Origin of the sequence: Pseudomaricurvus alcaniphilus (genome assembly GCF_011440395.1) — a bacterium.
GTDB lineage: Bacteria > Pseudomonadota > Gammaproteobacteria > Pseudomonadales > Cellvibrionaceae > Pseudomaricurvus > Pseudomaricurvus alcaniphilus.
On the sequence record NZ_JAAOIX010000011.1, the window covers coordinates 151,612 to 170,372 of the forward strand.

At 56.1% G+C, this 18,761-nt stretch carries 14 protein-coding genes; 2 read left to right on the forward strand and 12 right to left on the reverse strand.

From position 1 onward, the window contains the following. Positions 1-183: 183 nt before the first annotated feature. Positions 184-561 carry a flagellar export chaperone FliS gene (fliS, locus tag G8764_RS19180; RefSeq protein WP_166166765.1) on the reverse strand — a complete coding sequence of 126 codons (378 nt, stop codon included), beginning with the start codon at positions 559-561 and terminating at the stop codon, positions 184-186. 228 nt (positions 562-789) lie between these two features. On the opposite strand from fliS, the gene G8764_RS19185 reads away from it, so the two are divergent. Next, entirely contained in the window at positions 790-2,826 is a 2,037-nt protein-coding gene (locus G8764_RS19185; protein WP_166166768.1) for a motility associated factor glycosyltransferase family protein, read from the forward strand. A gap of 445 nt (positions 2,827-3,271) precedes the next feature. Here G8764_RS19185 and G8764_RS19190 read toward each other — a convergent pair whose 3' ends face one another. The 11 genes from G8764_RS19190 to G8764_RS19240 form a co-directional block, all read right to left on the reverse strand. After that, entirely contained in the window at positions 3,272-3,967 is a 696-nt protein-coding gene (locus tag G8764_RS19190) for an acylneuraminate cytidylyltransferase family protein (protein ID WP_166166771.1), read from the reverse strand. A 12-nt stretch (positions 3,968-3,979) separates the two neighbouring features. Next, on the reverse strand, positions 3,980-5,035 hold the full coding sequence (locus G8764_RS19195) for a nucleotidyltransferase family protein (protein ID WP_166166792.1): 1,056 nt from the start codon (positions 5,033-5,035) through the stop codon (positions 3,980-3,982). After that, positions 5,035-5,646: a NeuD/PglB/VioB family sugar acetyltransferase gene (locus G8764_RS19200; protein ID WP_166166795.1), complete on the reverse strand. Its 612-nt coding sequence runs from the start codon at positions 5,644-5,646 to the stop codon at positions 5,035-5,037. Before G8764_RS19200 ends, G8764_RS19195 begins: the two co-directional genes overlap by 1 nt. Then, complete coding sequence (neuB, locus tag G8764_RS19205) at positions 5,639-6,715, reverse strand: N-acetylneuraminate synthase (RefSeq protein WP_166166798.1); 1,077 nt, start codon at positions 6,713-6,715, stop codon at positions 5,639-5,641. Before neuB ends, G8764_RS19200 begins: the two co-directional genes overlap by 8 nt. Beyond that, entirely contained in the window at positions 6,715-7,908 is a 1,194-nt protein-coding gene (gene neuC / locus G8764_RS19210; RefSeq protein WP_166166801.1) for a UDP-N-acetylglucosamine 2-epimerase, read from the reverse strand. The genes neuB and neuC overlap by 1 nt, the downstream gene beginning before the upstream one ends. After that, the gene (locus G8764_RS19215; protein ID WP_166166804.1) at positions 7,901-9,055 is read right to left on the reverse strand and encodes a LegC family aminotransferase; all 1,155 of its coding nucleotides are present in this window, start codon (positions 9,053-9,055) and stop codon (positions 7,901-7,903) included. The genes neuC and G8764_RS19215 overlap by 8 nt, the downstream gene beginning before the upstream one ends. Continuing rightward, positions 9,048-10,025 carry an NAD-dependent 4,6-dehydratase LegB gene (locus G8764_RS19220; protein WP_166166807.1) on the reverse strand — a complete coding sequence of 326 codons (978 nt, stop codon included), beginning with the start codon at positions 10,023-10,025 and terminating at the stop codon, positions 9,048-9,050. The genes G8764_RS19215 and G8764_RS19220 overlap by 8 nt, the downstream gene beginning before the upstream one ends. 173 nt (positions 10,026-10,198) lie before the next feature. Further along, the gene (gene fliD / locus G8764_RS19225; protein ID WP_166166810.1) at positions 10,199-12,982 is read right to left on the reverse strand and encodes a flagellar filament capping protein FliD; all 2,784 of its coding nucleotides are present in this window, start codon (positions 12,980-12,982) and stop codon (positions 10,199-10,201) included. A gap of 242 nt (positions 12,983-13,224) precedes the next feature. Beyond that, positions 13,225-13,608 (reverse strand): flagellar protein FlaG, encoded by a 384-nt coding sequence (locus tag G8764_RS19230; RefSeq protein ID WP_166166814.1) that lies wholly within the window; start codon positions 13,606-13,608, stop codon positions 13,225-13,227. 89 nt (positions 13,609-13,697) lie between these two features. After that, a complete protein-coding gene (locus G8764_RS19235) occupies positions 13,698-15,434 on the reverse strand; it encodes a flagellin N-terminal helical domain-containing protein (RefSeq protein WP_166166817.1) in 1,737 nt (578 codons plus the stop codon). Between the two features lie 373 nt (positions 15,435-15,807). Then, positions 15,808-17,532: a flagellin N-terminal helical domain-containing protein gene (locus G8764_RS19240; protein WP_166166820.1), complete on the reverse strand. Its 1,725-nt coding sequence runs from the start codon at positions 17,530-17,532 to the stop codon at positions 15,808-15,810. Between the two features lie 342 nt (positions 17,533-17,874). Between G8764_RS19240 and G8764_RS19245 the strand changes: the two genes are divergently transcribed. Continuing rightward, positions 17,875-18,201, forward strand: a complete 327-nt coding sequence (locus G8764_RS19245) for a flagellar protein FliT (RefSeq protein ID WP_166166823.1) — start codon at positions 17,875-17,877, stop codon at positions 18,199-18,201. The last annotated feature ends 560 nt before the right edge of the window (positions 18,202-18,761 follow it).

Consider the following 18,761-nt stretch of genomic DNA (forward strand, 5'->3'; position numbering starts at 1 on the left):
TCATTGAGGATAATGGGAAGGATGTAACGGTATTTTGATTATGGCGCCGGGAAATCGGGAGTCATACTTTTTCTGGAGAGGCGCCCCCGTTGCCCTGTGGCTCCCGGGCGCCCGCATTTACTGGTTGTGCCGGTATTTCCCGGGTGTGGTACGCCCTCCTACCCTATCAGCGAGCCGCTGTAGTCAGCCAATTTCCCGCCAGCTGCTGGCCACCTGCGCCATCAGACGCCCACACTCATCGAGCAATTCCTCACTGGCTTTTATATGGGCCTGGGATAAAGTGCGCTGCACGTAGTCGTACAGGGAATCCAGGTTTTCCGCCAGCTCACCACCCTGCTCGAGATTGAGGGCGTTGCGCAAGCCCAGCAGAATACTGACAGCCGCGTTGATTTTCTTGCCCCGCAGCTCAATATCGTTTTGCTGAATCGCGCCTTTCGCCTGGGCGATACGCTCCAAAAAGCCGTCAAACAGCATCAAGGTCAGGCGATGCGCGTTGGCTCCCTGCACGGCCGCATCCACTTTCACCGAACCGTAACTCTGTAGTGCTAACTGTGCATTCATATTTCCACTCCGAGAACTGCTGTAACTGTGTCTGAAAATGCTATCGGCCATGGCTCGCTCGACTTTAGTCGCCGAAGCCAACTTTTTCCAAATTCAGCAGCACCCCCCTTCCGACCTCCGTCGCACCTCTGGCACAAACCCTGCATCAAATACCCGATAATCGAGTGATTACCACGCCGGCGTCAGAAAATGGACGCTTTAACGACCTCTTGCAAAGAATTCCACGCCATGAGCACTACCGAACTAGATGCCCTGATCCGGCAAGCCGAAATCCAGAAGCTGCAATTGCAGCTTAGTACCCAGCTGCAAAAAAACCTGCAGTACTTCAAGACCAGTGTACCGGCCATCTACCAGCGCTTTGAGCAATACAGCCCCGACACCCTGCGCCTCGGCCTCGACGCCCACGACAACCTCAACCTGATTAATTTCAAGGTCGGCAACACTCCGGTATACCGCGAAGACCCGAAACAATTCGCCCTCGCCCAGGTGCGCGACTATCTGGCCGCCCCCGGTTTTTTTAAATACAAGCTGGCTACCACCGAAGGCCAGAAAACCCGCTTCGAAGGCAGCCGCACCGAGCAGAGCGAGCGCTACATGCAGCTGCTCAACGCCTACGAAGAGCTGGACTACCCCCAGCACCTGACCCTGCAAACCCCGGTTGGCCTGATGGTCATGATGGGCAGCGGCCTGGGCTACCACCTGGAGCCCCTGCTACAGTCGCTCAACATCTACACCCTGTACCTGTACGAGGCCAACCCGGACGCTTTCTATGCCAGTATGCACACGGTCGACTGGCAACAACTGGTGGCCCTGATCGGCCGCAACGGCCACGGCGAAATCCGTTTCTCCATTGGCATGACGCCCGAATACGCCGCCATCGATATCAAGAACCTGTCGCAAAACATCGGTTCTCACAAGACCATAAGGCCCTTTTACTACACCCATATCGACAGCGTAAAAAATCGCACACTGGGCAACAACACCTCCGACTCCCTGCTGTTTTCCACCCGCGCCAACAAGGCCTTCACCCAGGAAGCGGGCAGCCTGGCAGCCAGCCTCAGTAACTACAGCGCCAAACAGAAAGTCCTGTGTGAGCGCAAACAAAAGCTGACACTGCCACCGGCCTTGATCATCGGCAACGGCCCCTCCCTCGACGCCCAACTCGACCTGATCAAGCAACACCGCGACGAGGTAGTACTCTTCTCCTGCGGCAGTGCGCTGTCAGCCCTGGCCAACAGCGGCATCAAGCCGGATTTCCAGGTGGAAATCGACCATCGCCAGGTCATCGCCGAACTCTACCCCCAGTACGCCGACGACGATTTCCGCCGCGGCATCACCCTGCTGGCCTCGAACAAAGTCCACCCCAAAACCCTGCAGCTATTCGACCAGGCTTACCTGGCACAAAACGCCGGCGATATTGGCCACGAAGTGCTCAAGGCGATGGCCGCGGACAACGAAGCCAAGCGCATCGCCTGTGCCAACCCCACCGTCACCAACGGCGGACTGGCATTTGCCATCAATTTGGGCTTCGAGGAAATTTATCTGTTGGGCTGCGACTACGGCAGCATCGAAGCCGACCACACCCACGCCAAGTCGAGCTTGCACTACCAGCTCAGTGCCGATAAAGGCGCAAAATTTTACGCCATGCAAGACACCGTCAAGGGCAACTTCCAGGATACGGTCTACACCACGCCAACTTTTGTACTGGCCCGGGACAGCGCCCAAACCCTGCTCCACACCAACCCCAACGTCACCTGCTACAACCCCAACGACGGCGCATTTATTGACGGTGCCCTGCCGATCAAAGTCGATGACATTCGCATCAAGGGCATGAAAGACAAACACAAGATACTGAAAAAGTTGATTGCCTGTAACTTTCGCAACCTGTCCGCCAAAGCCCTGCCCAAAGCCGCGCTTGAGCAACAGATCAAACAAAACACCGAACAACTGCTGCAGGCCATTAAGGCCGTCAAAACTCCGACCACCCAGGCTGAAGCAATGAGCGCCCTGGACGATATCTACGCCCAAATCAGAAAACTGGAACACAGCAACGGCATTCCCTACCTGCTACTGCGCTCCATAACCGACACCTTTATGCAGGCCACCAGTTTGTACGCCACCGGAGCAAAAACCACCGAGCAAATAGCCCATTATTACCAACTGGGTGTCGACACCATGATTGACGTTATCGAGACCCATATCCTCAAAGCCAACAGCGGCGAGATACTCAAACTGGATGACTCGCACAGCTTCTCTACTGACTAACGGATAAAATTAATTCTGATTGCAGATAGATAGAGTGGCTAACAAAGGAGCGTTCAAAACAAGGTTTTTTAGCCTTTTTCAGAAAACGTTTTCAAACCTGCAGACCGCGAACAGCTCGATCAAGGTCCGGTGGCTGTGATCGGCCAGACCAATCAGGTCGCGTTTAGGCTCTCCGTGCTTTTCGGGCTTTCGCGGACGGATGTTTGAACGTAGCGCAGCGGAGTGAGTTTCCGGGAGCGCGAAAAGCGCGGAGAGCCTGCGGCCGGTCTGGCCGGTCACAGCCACCGGGCCGCCGCGCTAAACTCCGAACTACACTTATAAATTCACCAAGCTTTAGCATCAACCTCATAAAGCTATCGCACCAATCCCACCATACCGAATTAGCAATCCGTCCCATACTTTTAACGCACAATCGATATAACCATCGCTTAGACGCGAACCTCAATCAACTCTCGCTCACCAGCAATTCCGCAAACTTGAAATCCAACTCGCTATCAATATCCACCGAACGCTCCGCCGGCATTACATACGCATACACCGCCGGCGAATAATGAATCCCCCCCTGATTCAATAGCGCAGCGCTACTAAACACATACATCGCCCCATTCAATCGATAAAAGCCGGGCAGATCCTGACTGCGTTTGCCGCGAACTTCAGGGCGGAGAAAATCGCCGAGACTGTTATCCGCCGGCAAGGTATTGGACCACAGCGGACTGTGCTCACACTCACACACCGACACCACCCCATCGGCGCCCTGCCGCACAAATTGCGCCAGCGCCTGATCGATATCAACCGCATTGCGCAGCGGCGACGTTGGTTGCAACACCACCACGATATCGAACTGCTGCGGCGCCAGGCTCTCGAGACAGTGCAGGATTACTGCATTGGTACTGGCCGTATCATTCGCCAGTGCAGCGGGCCGCATAAATGGTACTTCGGCACCATACTGCTGGGCCGCGGCGGCTATCCCGGCATCATCCGTAGACACCATCACCCGATCAACATACTCAGCGTTTCGCGCCGCCTCGATACTCCAACCGATCAGCGGTTTACCGCCAAGGTCGCGAACATTCTTCCCCGGCAGCCGTTTACTGCCGCCGCGGGCCGGAATCAACGCCAGTACCGATTTACCCTGAATCATAGTGAATATCTGCTAGCGGAACAGGTTCAGCACATCCTGTTGCGCCTGTTCAAAATCATTGATACGGCCCACATCCAGCCAGTACTCATCCAGCGGATACATAAACACATTGCCACCCTGCTCCGCCTTGCGGTTCAACAAGGTGGGCATATCACAGTGTTCGTCTTTTTTAACCCCACCAACCAACTCAGCGTTAAGCACATAGATACCAGCGTTGATATAAAACCGCGACACCGGCTTTTCTTCGATATTGCTGATTTTAAAATCGTTGCTCTGCACCACACCGTAGGGAACCTGGTATTCGTGCTGGCGCACGCAGAGAGTTGCATCGGCGTTCGACTCCTGGTGATAGGCCAACAGGCGGGAAAAATCGATCTTGGTCAAAATGTCGCCGTTCATAATAATCATCGGCAGATCGGGCAGGTCCCCGGGCAGAAGGCCCAGCGCCCCGGCGGTACCCAGCGGTTCGGCCTCGTGGATATAGCGGATCGAAACGTCCCACTTCGAGCCGTCGCCAAAGTGCTCGCGAATCACGTCCGACAAATAGTGGGTAGAAATATAAAATTGGTGAAAGCCGCTGTCGATAAAGCTTTCCAGTATAGTTTGCAGTATCGGTTGCTTGCCCACATTCAACATTGGCTTCGGGCATTTTTCCGTGAGGGGATATAGCCGTGATCCAAACCCGCCCGCCATCAGTAACACCGGGTTGTCGTGCCGGGGTTTGCGAATCAGGTCCTGCATGGAGAGCACATTAATCAATGTCCCGAAACTGTCCAGGATCGGCATGTGGACAATTTTCTTGGCTTCCATCAGGCGCAGAATAGACGCCGAACTGTCGTCTTCCTTGCAGCTTAACGGTGTACTGTTCATCACTTTTGAGACCGGCTGGGTGAGACCAATATCCGCCAATAAGCCGCGCCGAATGTCGCCATCGGTCACCAGGCCTTTGAGGCGGCGTTGATCGTCCACCACGAAAGCGGCCTGGGTGGCCTCCCGATCAATCACTTTCAACGCATCGATAATGCTGCAGCCGGAATCAATGACTGCGTTCTGCCAATTAAAGGCCATCACTTATCCTCATTCTTGTTACCTCGGTAACAGCTGCCCGCTGGCACCACGCTGTTCCTGAGCACACGCTGACCGTGGATTACGGTTGCACCGGCGCCGATAAAGCTGTTGTTCTCTACCACACAATTGCCACAAATCACCGCCCCGGGAGCGACATGAGTGTCGGCCTGAATGTCGGTATCGTGCTCGATAATGACACCGGTATTGATGATGCAATTGTCACCGATCCGGGCACCGGTATTGATCACACTATTGGCCAACACCTGCACGCCGGCTCCGAGAGTCACATCAATGCCGACCCAGGCCCGGGGATGAATAATGCTGGCAAATTGGTAGCCCTTGGCGCGCCACTTGTTAAACAGCGAACTGCGCAACGCTTCGGATCGAGTCTCCGGGACATAGCCAATGCCGTTGGCCAGTTCGACCTGGTCACTGGCGTACTGGGTAATAAATTCATCCCCGCCGAGCACGGACAGGCCAAAGCGCCACTCACTACCCCGCGGCAAGGAGGGGTCCACCACGCCGATCAATTGACGTCCGTTGTTCAACAGGGCATCGGCAATCACCGCCCCGTGACCACCGCCGCCGAGCAGGATAATGGCCCTACTCATCCAGTAAATCCCCGACCTGATAAGTCCTGTTAGCCGAGCGCTGTAGATAATCCCAATAGTGCATGGGGCTGATGCCGGTGCCCGGCCGGCGCACGATCAAATTGGCCTGGTCAAACCTCTCGCCCGGCTGGATTGCGGTCGCCGCTTGCAAACTCTTGCGCGCGATATTGCGGGTATTGGCCTCCACTGGGCTCGGCGCTTTTACCCCGCTGCCAAGTGCAGCGCTGGTGGCCCGAATGGCAGCGACCATTTGCGCCAATTCATCCGGCTCCAGCGAAGCCTTGTGATCGGGGCCCGGCAGGCTGCGGTCGAGGGTGAAATGTTTTTCAATCACACAGGCTCCCAGGGCCGCGGCGGCGATGGGTACCACAATACCTTCGGTATGATCCGAGTAGCCCACCGGAATACCCCAGCTTTGGGCCATGGTCTGCATCGCCTTCAGGTTCACCTCGGTAACTGGCGCCGGATACTGGGAAGTGCAATGCAGCAGAATGAGCCGCTGGCGCAATGTTTCCAGTAGCGCCGGGTCGCCCAGCGCAGCGTGGCACTGCTGCAAACTGTCCGGATCCCGCTCAGGCTCTCCAATCCCCCAGGCCAATACTGCCAGCGCGTCACTGATCTCGTCGGTCGTGGCCATGCCGGTAGAGAGAATCAATTCGGCACCGCAGCGAGCGGCAGCCAACAGCAGCGGCCCGTTGGTAATTTCCCCGGACGCCAGCTTGATACGCTGGCAATGCAGCTCCTGCACCAGCAACTTCAAGCTGCCGATATCAAACGGCGATGACATAAACTCGATGCCCCGGGCCTGGCAGTGGCGTTGCAGCTGAGCGTAGGCGTCTAGTGGTAACTCCAGCGCTTTCAGCATCTCAAACTGGGATTGCTCGACGCCGATATTCTGCTTCTGGTAGTCCGCCATGGGCGCCTGCTGATTCACCAGGCTGGCGGCATTAAAGGTTTGAAACTTGACCACATCGGCGCCGGCATCGGCGGCAGCGTCGATCAACTCCAGCGCGCGCTGCAGTGAACCATTATGATTGACGCCCGCCTCGGCGATAATACAGACACTCATTACTCCGCTCCCGACCCATGCTGTGAATCGCCGTTGCGCGGCAAATCATAAAAGGTTTTTACAGTCAGTGAAGACAGTTCTATTGCTTTAATAATTGCCAGTATTTTTTCACTGGCAGCTCCGCCATCGTAGGGATTAACAATCGTGCGGCAGTGCTGCTGAAACTCCGCGGAACGGGCCCGGGTTATCGCCGCAACAATGTCTGCCGTCTCGTGACCACAACTGATCACCGAGCCAGGCTCAATACGGCCCTTCTGTCGAGCGCCAATATTCACCGTCGGCGTTCCCAGGCTGGGTACTTCAATCAAACCACTGGACGAGTTGCCCAGCACCGCATCAACGTGTCGAACAGCGCTGAGGTAACGCAGTTGGCCGAGGCTTTTTACCAGCAGCACCCTGTCGCTATTGGCGCGCTGGAAATCCTGCAACGCCTGGATAATACCGGCACTTTCGGTGTCGGCGTTGGGATAGGTTAAAATCACACCCAGCTCGGGCAGTTGCGACAACGCAACCAGCAGCTGCTGAATATCCGCCAGGGCTTGGCCTTCGCTCAGGGTTTCCGGGTGATAGGTCAGCAACACATTCTGTGCCTTGAACCTGAAATCCAGCGCCTGCTGCAACTCAGTTGCGGTCAGTAACTTTAAATGGTGAATTAACTCCACCCCGACAGCGCCGACGCAATGCACCCTCGCCGGCTGCTCACCCAACTGGATCACCCGACTGCGGTAGGTCTCAGTGGCAGTAAAATGCAGGTGCGACATTTTCGTAATGGCGTGACGAAGCGCCTCGTCAACGACGCCCTCGGTGACTTCTCCTCCGTGCAGATGCGCCACCGGCAGCCGGTGAATCAACGCCGCCTGGGCAGCAGCCAGGGCTTCGAATCGGTCCCCCAGCAGAACCAGGATATCGGGGGCGAGGCGGTCAAATGCGGCTGAAATTCCCGCGCAGGCCTGGGCCATGGCGACACAGACACCGTGGGGGGTATCGTCCTCCACTGGTATCGGCACCCGCGCGGCAATGCCAAAACCATCCGCCTCGATGGCCTGCAGCGTGTTGCCAAATTTCTCAGACAGGTGCATGCCAGTGACAATCAACTGCAACTCGCAGTCCGGGTCAGCCTCGATCAATCGCAGCAGGCGGGAGAGCAAACCGTACTCGGCCCGGGTACCGGTTACTACCGCAATTTTACGCATCCAGCACCCCTGCTCGCGCCGAACTGGGCAAATTGACCAGCCGCATCGCCATGGCTTCGGCGGTGGCCAGGTCGCCGCGGAGGCAGTCGCGGTACATGGGCAGCCGGTGCAACAGGGTCCAGGCCGGACGCAATTGCAGCTGCTGCTCACCACCGAGCTGCAGCAAGTGATCGCGCTGTTTTTGGTCCCGGCACAAGACCGCATTTAACCAGTAGTTGGATTCACAGGCGTCAGGTTCGAGCACGAATTCCAGCCCGGAACCCTGCAAACACTGCTGGTATTGTCGAGCCAGTTGCCGCTTGTCGGCCAGGATTGCCTGAAAGCGTTGCAGCTGGGCCCGGCCCAGGGCCGCATTGATGTTCGGCAGGCGAAAATTAAAACCCAGCTGGTCGTGGCTGGTTTCCCAGGGGTGGGGGGTTTTTGCGGTGCTGCCGAGGTGTTTGGCCCGCTGCGCCCAGGACTCATCGTTGCTGAGCAGTGCCCCGCCACCACCGGTGGTAATGATTTTATTGCCGTTAAAGCTGATCGCCATCCAGTCACCGTGATGACCCACGTGCTCGCCCCGATAGCGACTGCCCAGCGCCTCGGCGCCATCTTCCAGCAACAATACGCCGAACTCCTGGCAGACCGCCAACAACTCGTCCATGCGCGACGGGTGGCCGAAGGTGTGCATACAGAGGCAGGCAACCACCCTTCTGTTGCTGGTTTTATTGACGCAGACACCCTGCTGAACTTCGACGTTATCGAGTAACCACTGGCGCAACTTTTGCGGACAAATGCCCAGGTTGCGGGACTCAATATCCACAAACACCGGATTGGCGCCGCAGTAGCGAATGGCATTGGCGGTGGCGACAAAAGTGAAGGGCTGGATAATCACTTCGCTGCCGGCATCGACGCCACTCAGGGTCAAGCCCAGCTGCAAGGCAGCGGTGCCATTGACCGTGGCAATTGCATAGCGGTGGTCGGTAAGCTCGCAGATGCCCTGTTCAAACTCGGCAATATCGGGCCCTACCGAAGATACAAAGGTGGAATCGATGCACTCTGCCAGGTATTGCTTTTCCAACTCTCCCAGCAGCGGCCGGTGCAAGGCCACCGGCGCTTCAGCGGGATACTGGCGCTGGATAAATTCAAACAGGTCGTCAAACATTGTAAATATTGGCTTTATAGCGGCTGAGATTTTGCGGCTGCAAGAACCAGTCTATGGTCTGTTGCAGGCCCTGCTCGAGACTGTATCGGGGGGCAAAATCGGTCAGGGACTGAATTTTACCGTTGTCGCACCAGAGGCGCTGCACTTCCGAATCCTTGGGGCGCAAACGCTGCTGGTCGGTGATGTAGGTGACATCGCTGTTCATCAGGCGCTTGATCATGGCCAGGGTAGCGGCCACGGAAATCTCAAAGTTGGAACCGATATTCACCACCTCACCGATGGCACTGTCCGCTTGTGCCAGCTGCACAAAGCCGCGACAGGTATCCAGCACATAGTTGAAATCCCGGGTTGGTGATACATCCCCAAGTTTGATCTCTTTTACCCCGGCGGCGATTTGCGTGATGATGGTGGGAATGATCGCCCGCGCCGACTGCCGCGGGCCGTAGGTATTGAACGGCCGCGCGATGGTGAGCGGCAGCTCAAAACTGTGATGAAAGCTCATGGCCATGGCGTCCGCCGCGATTTTCGACGCGCTGTAGGGCGACTGCGGTTGCAGGGGATGTTTCTCATCGATGGGCACATACCGGGCCGTACCGTAGACTTCGCTGGTGGAAGTGTGCACCACCCGGCCGACGCCGCAGTCCAGCGCCGCCTGGCAAATATTCAAGGTGCCCTGGACATTGGTATCCACATAGCTGGAGGGCGCCTGGTAGGAATAGGGAATAGCGATCAGGGCGGCCAGATGGAAGATGCTGTCGACGCCGCTGGCAATCTGGCGACAGAAGCCGGCGTCACGCACATCGCCGCACACCACCTCGATGTCAGCGAGGCAGTCGACCGTTTCCAGCCAGCCCCAATCATTGAACGAATTGTATTGCGCCAGGGCGCGAACCTCGCAGCCCTCCCCCGCCAGCATTTCCACCAGGTGGGAGCCAATAAAACCGTCAGCGCCGGTAACCAGTACTTTCATAACTGCCAGATTTCCCCTGCGGCTGTGTCGCCAGGACACAACCTCCACGTGTATTCCAAACGGGTAACCAATGCGCGCCTGGCACTATACCAGCCAAAAAATTGGCACCTGCCGGGGAAACTAGCAAGAATTGCGCCCAAGCGGGTAAACCACTGGGCTGACGACAAAAAAACCTAGCGCTGGGCAGTGTTCGGCAAGCGATTGGCGATGTCATCCAGGTAGCTGCTGTTGCCGCTGATACCGGCAATGATGCGCTCCATGGCCAGGAACTGCGCCTGCAGGCGCTCCTGGTAGGCGGTCATACGGCGATCCAGAACCTCCTGGTCCTGATCCAGGTCGTCGATATCCTGGTTGATGTTCGCTTCCCGGGTGGCGATCACGCCGCCTTTGCCCAAATAGGCATCGATAAGCTTACTCAGTTCACCGCCAAAGCCCCGTGAAAATGACACAGTGGCCGAAGTTACCCCCGGGTTGACCAGCAATTTCAGGCCATAGGCGTCGGAGTCCAGGGACGGCAACAATACCCTTCCCACCCCGAAGCCGGCTTCGCCGCCAATACTGCCGACCACGTCTTTGCCCGCAGTGGAAGTGCCCGAACCGAGCCCCAGGTCCGCTGCATTAGCACCCACCGCAGTAAACGTCGCCCCGGTCTTGGCACCGTATTCCCGCGAGGTGATGACAAAAGCGCTGCCATCCCAACTGACGTCAACATCGGCACCGCTGGCCGCAAGCGTGGTGTCGGCATTGATCTTGTTCTGGATATGCTGGGCCAGGGCATCTTCATCGGCATAGGCAGCCGCAGTCAGGCTAATGGTGCCGGAAGTAATGCCGTCGACCTTGACGGTGAAATCATAGGCGCTGGTATCGTCAGAACCCGGCGTGGCAACACCGCTACTGAGCCCAAGGTTCGGCGCCAACAGGCCAATAGCGGTGATGCCGGTAACGCTGGAGTCAGGACCATTGCTCTGGGAGGTGACCACGAAGCGATCTGTATCCCAGACCACTGTGACTGCAGCACCGGCACCGGACAAATTGGCGTCGGCGTTGATTTGCGTTTGTATTTCAGCGGCGATGGCATCTTCGTCGGCATAGTTAGCGGGCGTCAGGCTAATGGTACCCGAAGCGACACCGTCCACAGTAATGGAAAAATCAAAGTCGTTGGCATCGCCGGTCCCGGTTGTGGTAACACCGCCACTCAAACCAAGGGTGGACGCACTGCCGCCAACATCGGTGACGGATACCACCGAGTCGGTGCCGGTGGTGGGTGAGGTTATAACAAAGTGATCGGTATCGAAAGTGACCAGAATATCTTCACTGACAGGTGCGAGCGGGTACAGGCCGTTATAACTGGCGTCGTAATTTATCGCCGTCTGCAACGCCGCAGCCATGCTGTCGTAATCGGCATAATCGCTAACGTTGAGACTTATGGGCGCGGCTGAGGCGACACCGTCAATACTGATATTAAAATCATAGTCATTGGCACCGGCCCCTTGGGTAGCGAGATCCAGCGGGGCTGTAATGGTATTCCCGGTCAGGTACCCACTCTGCTGGGTAAAATCAGCGATCAGGCTGGACGCCGCCGGGCCGCCGGTATAATAGCCACTTTTACCCGGCGCCGCGGCCAAATCGGCGAGCAAGGTCGCGGCTGGCGCTGTACCGGTCAAATACCCTTTTTCTGCCTGCTGGGAAATTTCTACCGCGTAGTCACCGGGTACCGTGGTCGGACCAAACCCGGTCACTGTAATCTTGTCGGAACTGGATGAAGTTTGCGGCGCAAACAGGGTTTTCACCAGGTCGTAGTTGTCATCAAAAGCCGCGCTGAAGTCGTCTTCGTCGATACTGATGGTGCCATCCAATTCGGTGCGGATACCCACGTTGGTAAGGGCGTTATAGCCACCGTCAATACCCGGCACCGTGGCACTGATCATACTGCGAATCTGGGATATCACCGACTTCGCCGAGGCATCGCGATTGAGGCTGCCGTAGTCATCCAGCTCTTCGTTAAAGCCAACCGCTGGCTGCACCGCCTCCAAAAAGGCGTTGAAAGTTTCCACAAAGCCGCGTACCGCTTCCCGGGCCGTGGTCTTGTCATCAAAGATACTGACGCTGACAGCAACCCCCGGATCCGCTTTTGCCAGGCTAAAGGAAAAGCCCTCCAGCACATCGTCAATGGCATTGCTGCTGCGGTATACATCCAGGCCATTGACGGTCAAATGGGCATCGGCCCCCGCCTGTTGCTGGGTCAGGTTCTGGCTGGATTCGTTAAAACTGAAATTGCTGAGACCCGGCGCGCCGGGATCTTCCGCGGTGCCGATATTGAGCTGGTTGCTGAGCCCGGACTCGGCGGTGATCAACAGGCGATAGCCGCTGACGCCGTCGTTGACGATACTGGCCTGCACTCCCATATCGGCACCGTTGATAGCGTCGCGCAAGCCGTTCAAGGAGTTATTACTGTCGTCAATGGTAATAATTACCGGATTTTTTTCCGTGTTTTGGCTAAAACTGGTAAGCGCCCCATCCCACTCACCGAAACTGAACGTGAGGGTACCTTTACCCACACTGTCGGTGGGATCCGTATAGGTGGAAGCGCTTGAAAACGATTGCGACTTGGCAATGGCCTCCACGCTAAAGGAGTAGTCGCCAACCGGAGCAGTCTCCTTCAACTCGGTGGGAATAAACGCTTCGCTGCTGCCGAAGGAGGCGCTCTTACTGTTAAAAGTGGCTGAGTTACTGAGCAGGTTGGCACCGTCCTGCAGGGTTGCCAGGGCGCTGCGCACCAGTCCGTAATCGGAAATTTGCGATTCAAAAGTTTCGCGGCGGCTGTCGATGGTGGTCTGGCGCGCCGAGCGCTCGACTTCCACCAACTGGTCGGTAAGGCTTTTGCTATTGATACCCGAACCAGCACCAAGGGTGCTGATGATATTGCTACCAATATTACTGCCAACATTGTCTACCATTACCAACCTTCTCCGCCTGGCCGTTGTTATCGAATACCGCGACCACAGCACGATGACTTACTACGGTTATCGGCTGCTGCGAGTCATTCTGAATCACCGCCAAAGACAGCTTTGGACTAAGTGAATAACAAATTCCCGTGCTCCAGGCATTAGTAAATTAATCGCCTACCGATTTCTACCAACAACGCAGCAAAGGGCGTGCCACAAGGCACACCCTTCACTAAACACCTGTAGAAGTTGGTTTAGCCGTGCACGTTGATCAGATGAAGAGGCTCATCGTCGCCAACAGTGCGGGCCATATCCAAAAAAACTTCGTTAGGTATCTGGCGAATAACATCGCCGCTGTGTCGGTCAAGCACACGAACCACCGTGTGACCGGACGCTTCATCGATACTGAAGCGAAGATCGCGCTGCTCCATTTGAACACTCTGGTTCATTTGGGTTACAGCGTCCTGCAATTTTTCCTTGGTGACTTCCACCATTTGCATCTTCGCCTGGTCCCTGCCTTCCGCTTCCGGCAAACTATTGCCGGTTGGTGCGGGCCTGGCAGCGACATCAACAGTACCCTTCGAAGAAGCTGACCGTGCCGGTATAGGGCTGGTTAGTTGTCCGCTGACTTCATTCATATGGGTTGACCTCGTTCAATCTTTCCAAGAACCGCAGGGAAACACTACTTCAAGCTGCTTCACTGCGGCGCAAGTCCCTCGTTACTTTATTAACGGAGTAACGACAGTACTTGCTGAGGTGCGGCATTAGCCTGGGCCAACATCGCCTGCGAAGCTTGCTGCAGCACCTGGGCCCGTGACAGATTCGCTGTTTCCGCCGCGAAGTCGGCGTCCACAATCCGCGAACGAGCCGCTGATGTATTTTCCGAAATATTCAGCAGGTTGCTCACCGTATGATCGAGCCGGTTGCTGATGGCACCGATGTCCGAGCGGGTGGCGTTGATCTGCTCCAGCGCACCGTCAATCACGCCGATAGCCGCCTGGGCCCCGGACTGGGTGCCGATGCTGATACTGGCAATGGAACCGGCGCTGCCGGAAGCGTTCTGTTCAGACAAACCAAACGCTGCCTCGACCGCTGCCGCCGTTGCCGCCTCACCGTACTCGATGGAGATCGGCTCGCCGCTGGCGGCGCGCAATGCCAGCGAGGTGCTGCCATTGTCGTAGGCCACTACACCGGTCTCGCCGGATACCTTGTTGATAGCTTCGATAGCGTTGGCGAGAGTGGTTGCTGCCGCAGTACCGCCGGCAAAGGCACCAATTTCTACACCATTGATAATCAGGTCACCTTCGTTGACATCCGCAGTACCGGTGACCGCCCGGCCCTGCAGGTTGCCCTGGTCGTCGGTCAACATAATACCCAGGGCATCGGATTGTGCGGTCGTAATCGTGCCCGCTTCAATGGTAATGGGGTCGCCGTTCGTGCTTGAAAGTACCAGCGAGAAGTTTTGCGTTACATTGGTACCTGCAGACTGGAAACCGGCCGCGTCACCCGCGGAAGCACCGTTGGCTTCACTCACCGAAATACTCAGTACATTGTCCTGGGTCAGGGTCAGCTTGCCGTATTCGTTCAGCGAGGCCTCAACAGCGGTCTCTTTATTGATCTTGGCGATCAGGGCATCCATGTTGTTGGTGCCGGTAATATTGTATTCTGATGAGTTGCCGTTAGCGTCAATTACATTAATAGTCAGTACGTCAGTACCGGCTACCAACTGGCCATCACCAACGCCGGAAGCACTGAAGGAGACCAGTGCACCGACCTCGACGCCAACCGCATTAAAGTCGGCGTTCATCAGGTCCAAAGCTTCCTGCAATGTCGTTGCACCGCTGTAAGCACTGCTGTCGATACCGTTAATGGTGATATCAGCAGCCGCATCGAGACCGGTAATATCCGCCAGGCCGTTAGCAGCGGCTTCGCCGATAATGTCACCGCCGGCACCGCCGAGGGTGGAGGCCTTGGTGGAACCCAGCTCCAGGGAGATCAGCTGGTTGGCTTCGGAACCCACCTGCAAATCAATTTTGCCGCGAGAGCCGTCCAGCAGTGATTTGCCGTTGAAGGTGGTGGTCTCGGCGATGCGGTCGATCTCTTCCTTCAACTGCTGCACTTCCGCATCCAGGGTGGTGCGGTCGGCATCGGAGTAAATTCCGTTAGCAGACTGGATGGACAGTTCGCGCATCCGCTGCAAGATGGAAGTGGTTTCGTCCAGCGCACCTTCCGCAGTTTGCAACAGTGACACACCGTCGTTGGCGTTGGCCACGGCCCGGTTCAAGCCGGAAATCTGCGAGGTCATACGGTTGGCAATGGCCAGACCCGCCGCGTCATCCGCTGCGGTGTTGATGCGCTTACCAGACGACAGGCGCTCCATTGCTTTTTCTTGGTCCATCGCGGAATTCACCAACTGGCGCTGGGAACTCAACGAGGGGATATTACTGTTAATAACTAAAGGCATGGTGGCCTCCTTCGTGGTTGTTTACTGTAGCGCCAGCAACATGACGAGCTACTTGATAACTAAAGAACCTAATCTATGGAGCGATCAAGAGGTTGTCTCGGGCGTTCCTGAAAAGGTTATCGACAACGGAGGAAGGATCTTTAGCGCCAATTTGAATTTAATCGCAAGGCGCCATCAACACCATTTTCAAAGTAAAATCCTTTACTTTTCAATAACTTGCAAAGAATAAATATTAAAATTCAATATTTATAACCCAACGATCTAAAATTAAATTCTGCCAATTCACTGGAATTGGCACACTTATAGACGGCAAAAAACCGCTGCCCTGGTCGGGCAGCGGTTCTCATGGGCAGGGCTAATTTCAGGTCTGGCGCTAGCCGTTGAGCAACTGCAACACCTGTTGTGGCTGGGCATTGGCCTGGGCCAACATCGCCTGGGAGGCCTGCTGCAGAACCTGGGCCCGGGACAGGTTGGCGGTTTCCGCGGCAAAATCAGCGTCCATGATCCGCGAGCGCGAGGCCGAGGTATTCTCCGACACGTTCATCAGGTTGGAAATGGTGTGTTCGAGACGATTGGTAATGGCACCAATATCGGCCCGAATCGCGTTGATTTCTTCCAGCGCCGAATCGAGCACATCGATAGCGTTCTGCGCCCCGGCCGCCGTATCGATACTGATGCCGGCAATAGAGCCCGAACCCGAGGCGGCATTCTGCTCCTGCAAACCGGTAACGGCGATCATATTGGCGGAATTAGCACCGCCGCCATATTCGACTGAAATTACCGCGCCGCTGGTGGAGCGCAACCCCAGAGTAGTCGCGGTTGCCGCGAAGGCGACCACTCCGGTCTGACTGGAGACATCGTTGATGGCGGCGATGGCATTAGCTTGGCTGCTGGCGACAGTACCGGCGCCGCTGAACGCCCCTACCGCCACCCCGTTGATCATCAGGTCACCCTCGTTAATGACCGTGCTGCCGGTATCGGTAATGGTGGTGCCGACTTGATTGCCACGGGCATCAGTAAAACTCACACCCAGGTTCAGCACCTCGGCGTTGGTCAGGCCACCGTTGACGATGGTCATGTTGCCAGCCTCGCCATCACTGAACACCAGGCTGAAGTTATTGGCGGTGGTAACGCTGACGCCGGTGGCATTGCCACTGGTGGAATCATTGACCGCGATGGACTCCACGCCCTGCTGGGACAAGACCATTTTGCCGGTATCGTCGAGGGTAGCCGTGACGCTGGTATCGGAATTGATTTTGTCCACCAGTTCGGCCAGGTTTTTGGTGCCCGACAGGGTGTAGGTGGAGCTGTTGCGATCGCCATCGACCACGGTAATCACCATGGTGTCGGTACCGGCTACCAATTGTCCGTCACCGACGCCACTGGCCGTAAACGAGACCAGCGAAGACACCTCGACCCCGGCGCTCTCAAAATCCGCATTCAGCAGCGCCAGCGCACCTTTAACCGATGAGGTGGCGGTCAACTCGCTGTTGGAGACGCCATTGACGACAATATCACCGGCGGCCAGTGCCGTGAGGTCGGCGAGACCGTTAACGGTTGCCTCGCCGACGATATTACCGCCGTTACCACCGAGGCTGGTGGCCCGCAGTGACCCCACTTCCAGGGAAACCGTCTGGTTGGCCTCGGAACCCACCTGCAGCTCAAGATTGGTGAGACTGCCATCCAGTAACGGCTGGCCGTTAAAGGTGGTGGTTTCGGCGATGCGATCAATTTCCGCCTTCAGTTGCTGTACCTCGGCATCCAAAGTACTGCGATCGGCGTCGGAGTAGATTCCGTTGGCGGACTGGATGGCCAGTTCGCGCATGCGCTGCAGGATACTGGTGGTTTCTTCCAGTGCCCCTTCCGCGGTCTGCATCAGGGAGATGCCGTCATTGGAGTTTCGCACCGCCTGGTTGAGACCCAGGATTTGTGACGTCATGCGATTGGCAATGGCCAGGCCGGCGGCGTCGTCAGCGGCGGTATTGACCCGCTTACCGGACGACAGGCGCTCCATGGCCTGGTCCTGCTCCAACCCGGACTTTATCAGTTGGCGCTGTGAGCTGAGTGCCGCCACATTGGTATTAATGACTAATGGCATAACTGTTCCCCTGTTGATTGAGAGCTGCCAAGTTAGGAATTGCTCTACGGTAATGACTCAGTGTCGCGAGCCGCTGTGCAAATGTTTGCCGCAATACTGTTGTTGCAGGTGATATTGCAACCCCTGTGCCAATCTCAACAAAAAACTTAACAGGTTGTTTTTAAAGGAATTAATTTAAGAAAAAAACGAATAGCAAAGGTTCGAATGGCGAAACCGGGGTAAACCGGCAAGATCATGCCGCTGCCTTTCCGGTCACCTGGCGGCGACCGCTATTGCCGCTTGCACAGACCTCGTGTCCGCTCTACCCTGTCACTCTATGTTTTTTACTGCGAGAGCTACCCCGTGTTAACTGCCGCTACCCTGCATCAGCAATTGAAGGAAATAACTGCGCTGTGCGATTTGGAATTCCACTTAATAGAAGAGGAACGCTGGGAGGATGTGGAGACCACAGAAACCCAGCGGCAAGAGTTGATACGGCAAACGTTTTCCGAGGAGATTCCCGATCAACTGGCGGATTCGGTGCGCCAGGCAATTGCGCAATTGACCAACAAGGATAAACAGATAAGAGAATTGGTCTTCGCCGCGCGGCAAAGAAAAGCCAGGGAATTGCAGAAATTTCACAAGGGTAGCAAAGCCGCCAACTCTTACAATAAAACCGGTTTGTTATAGGTGCAAAGCTCGAGCCACCCTGCAATCTATCTCGCCTGAGACCAGTCCCGCTAGCTCCTTGCCCGCCTCTTCTGCCTGCAGTCTCCACAGGACGGCAGCCCTCTTTTTAGACCATAATCCTCGGATTCCTTCACCCCCGACCCTTCAGGCAAGGGTAGCCGCCACCGCTACCACTTAGACGCTAGCAATCCAATCGACCCAGTTTGCGGCACAAACCGGGTATCTATTCCGGTTGCCTATTCATTTCTTTGTAAGACAAAAATACAGCGCTTCGCCCAGAAATTATTACCAATTGGCAACCATTTTTATTAATAACAAAATGTAATATATTTGCCACGTTTCGGACAAACAAAAAGTATTGGCCGGTTTTTCATAAAGGTGTTAAAAATGCGCACCGAATCAGTCCGGAGAGGCTCCAGGCCGCAACAGAGAGCAGCAAAAAGCCCCCCGCCCGTAACGGAATCCATAACAACAGCGGGTTTTGGTTGCCACTTTCTGTGTCCCTCCTGGGGATACAGCGTGGGGCGGCTAACACTCTGTACAACAGCCGACGACGCAAT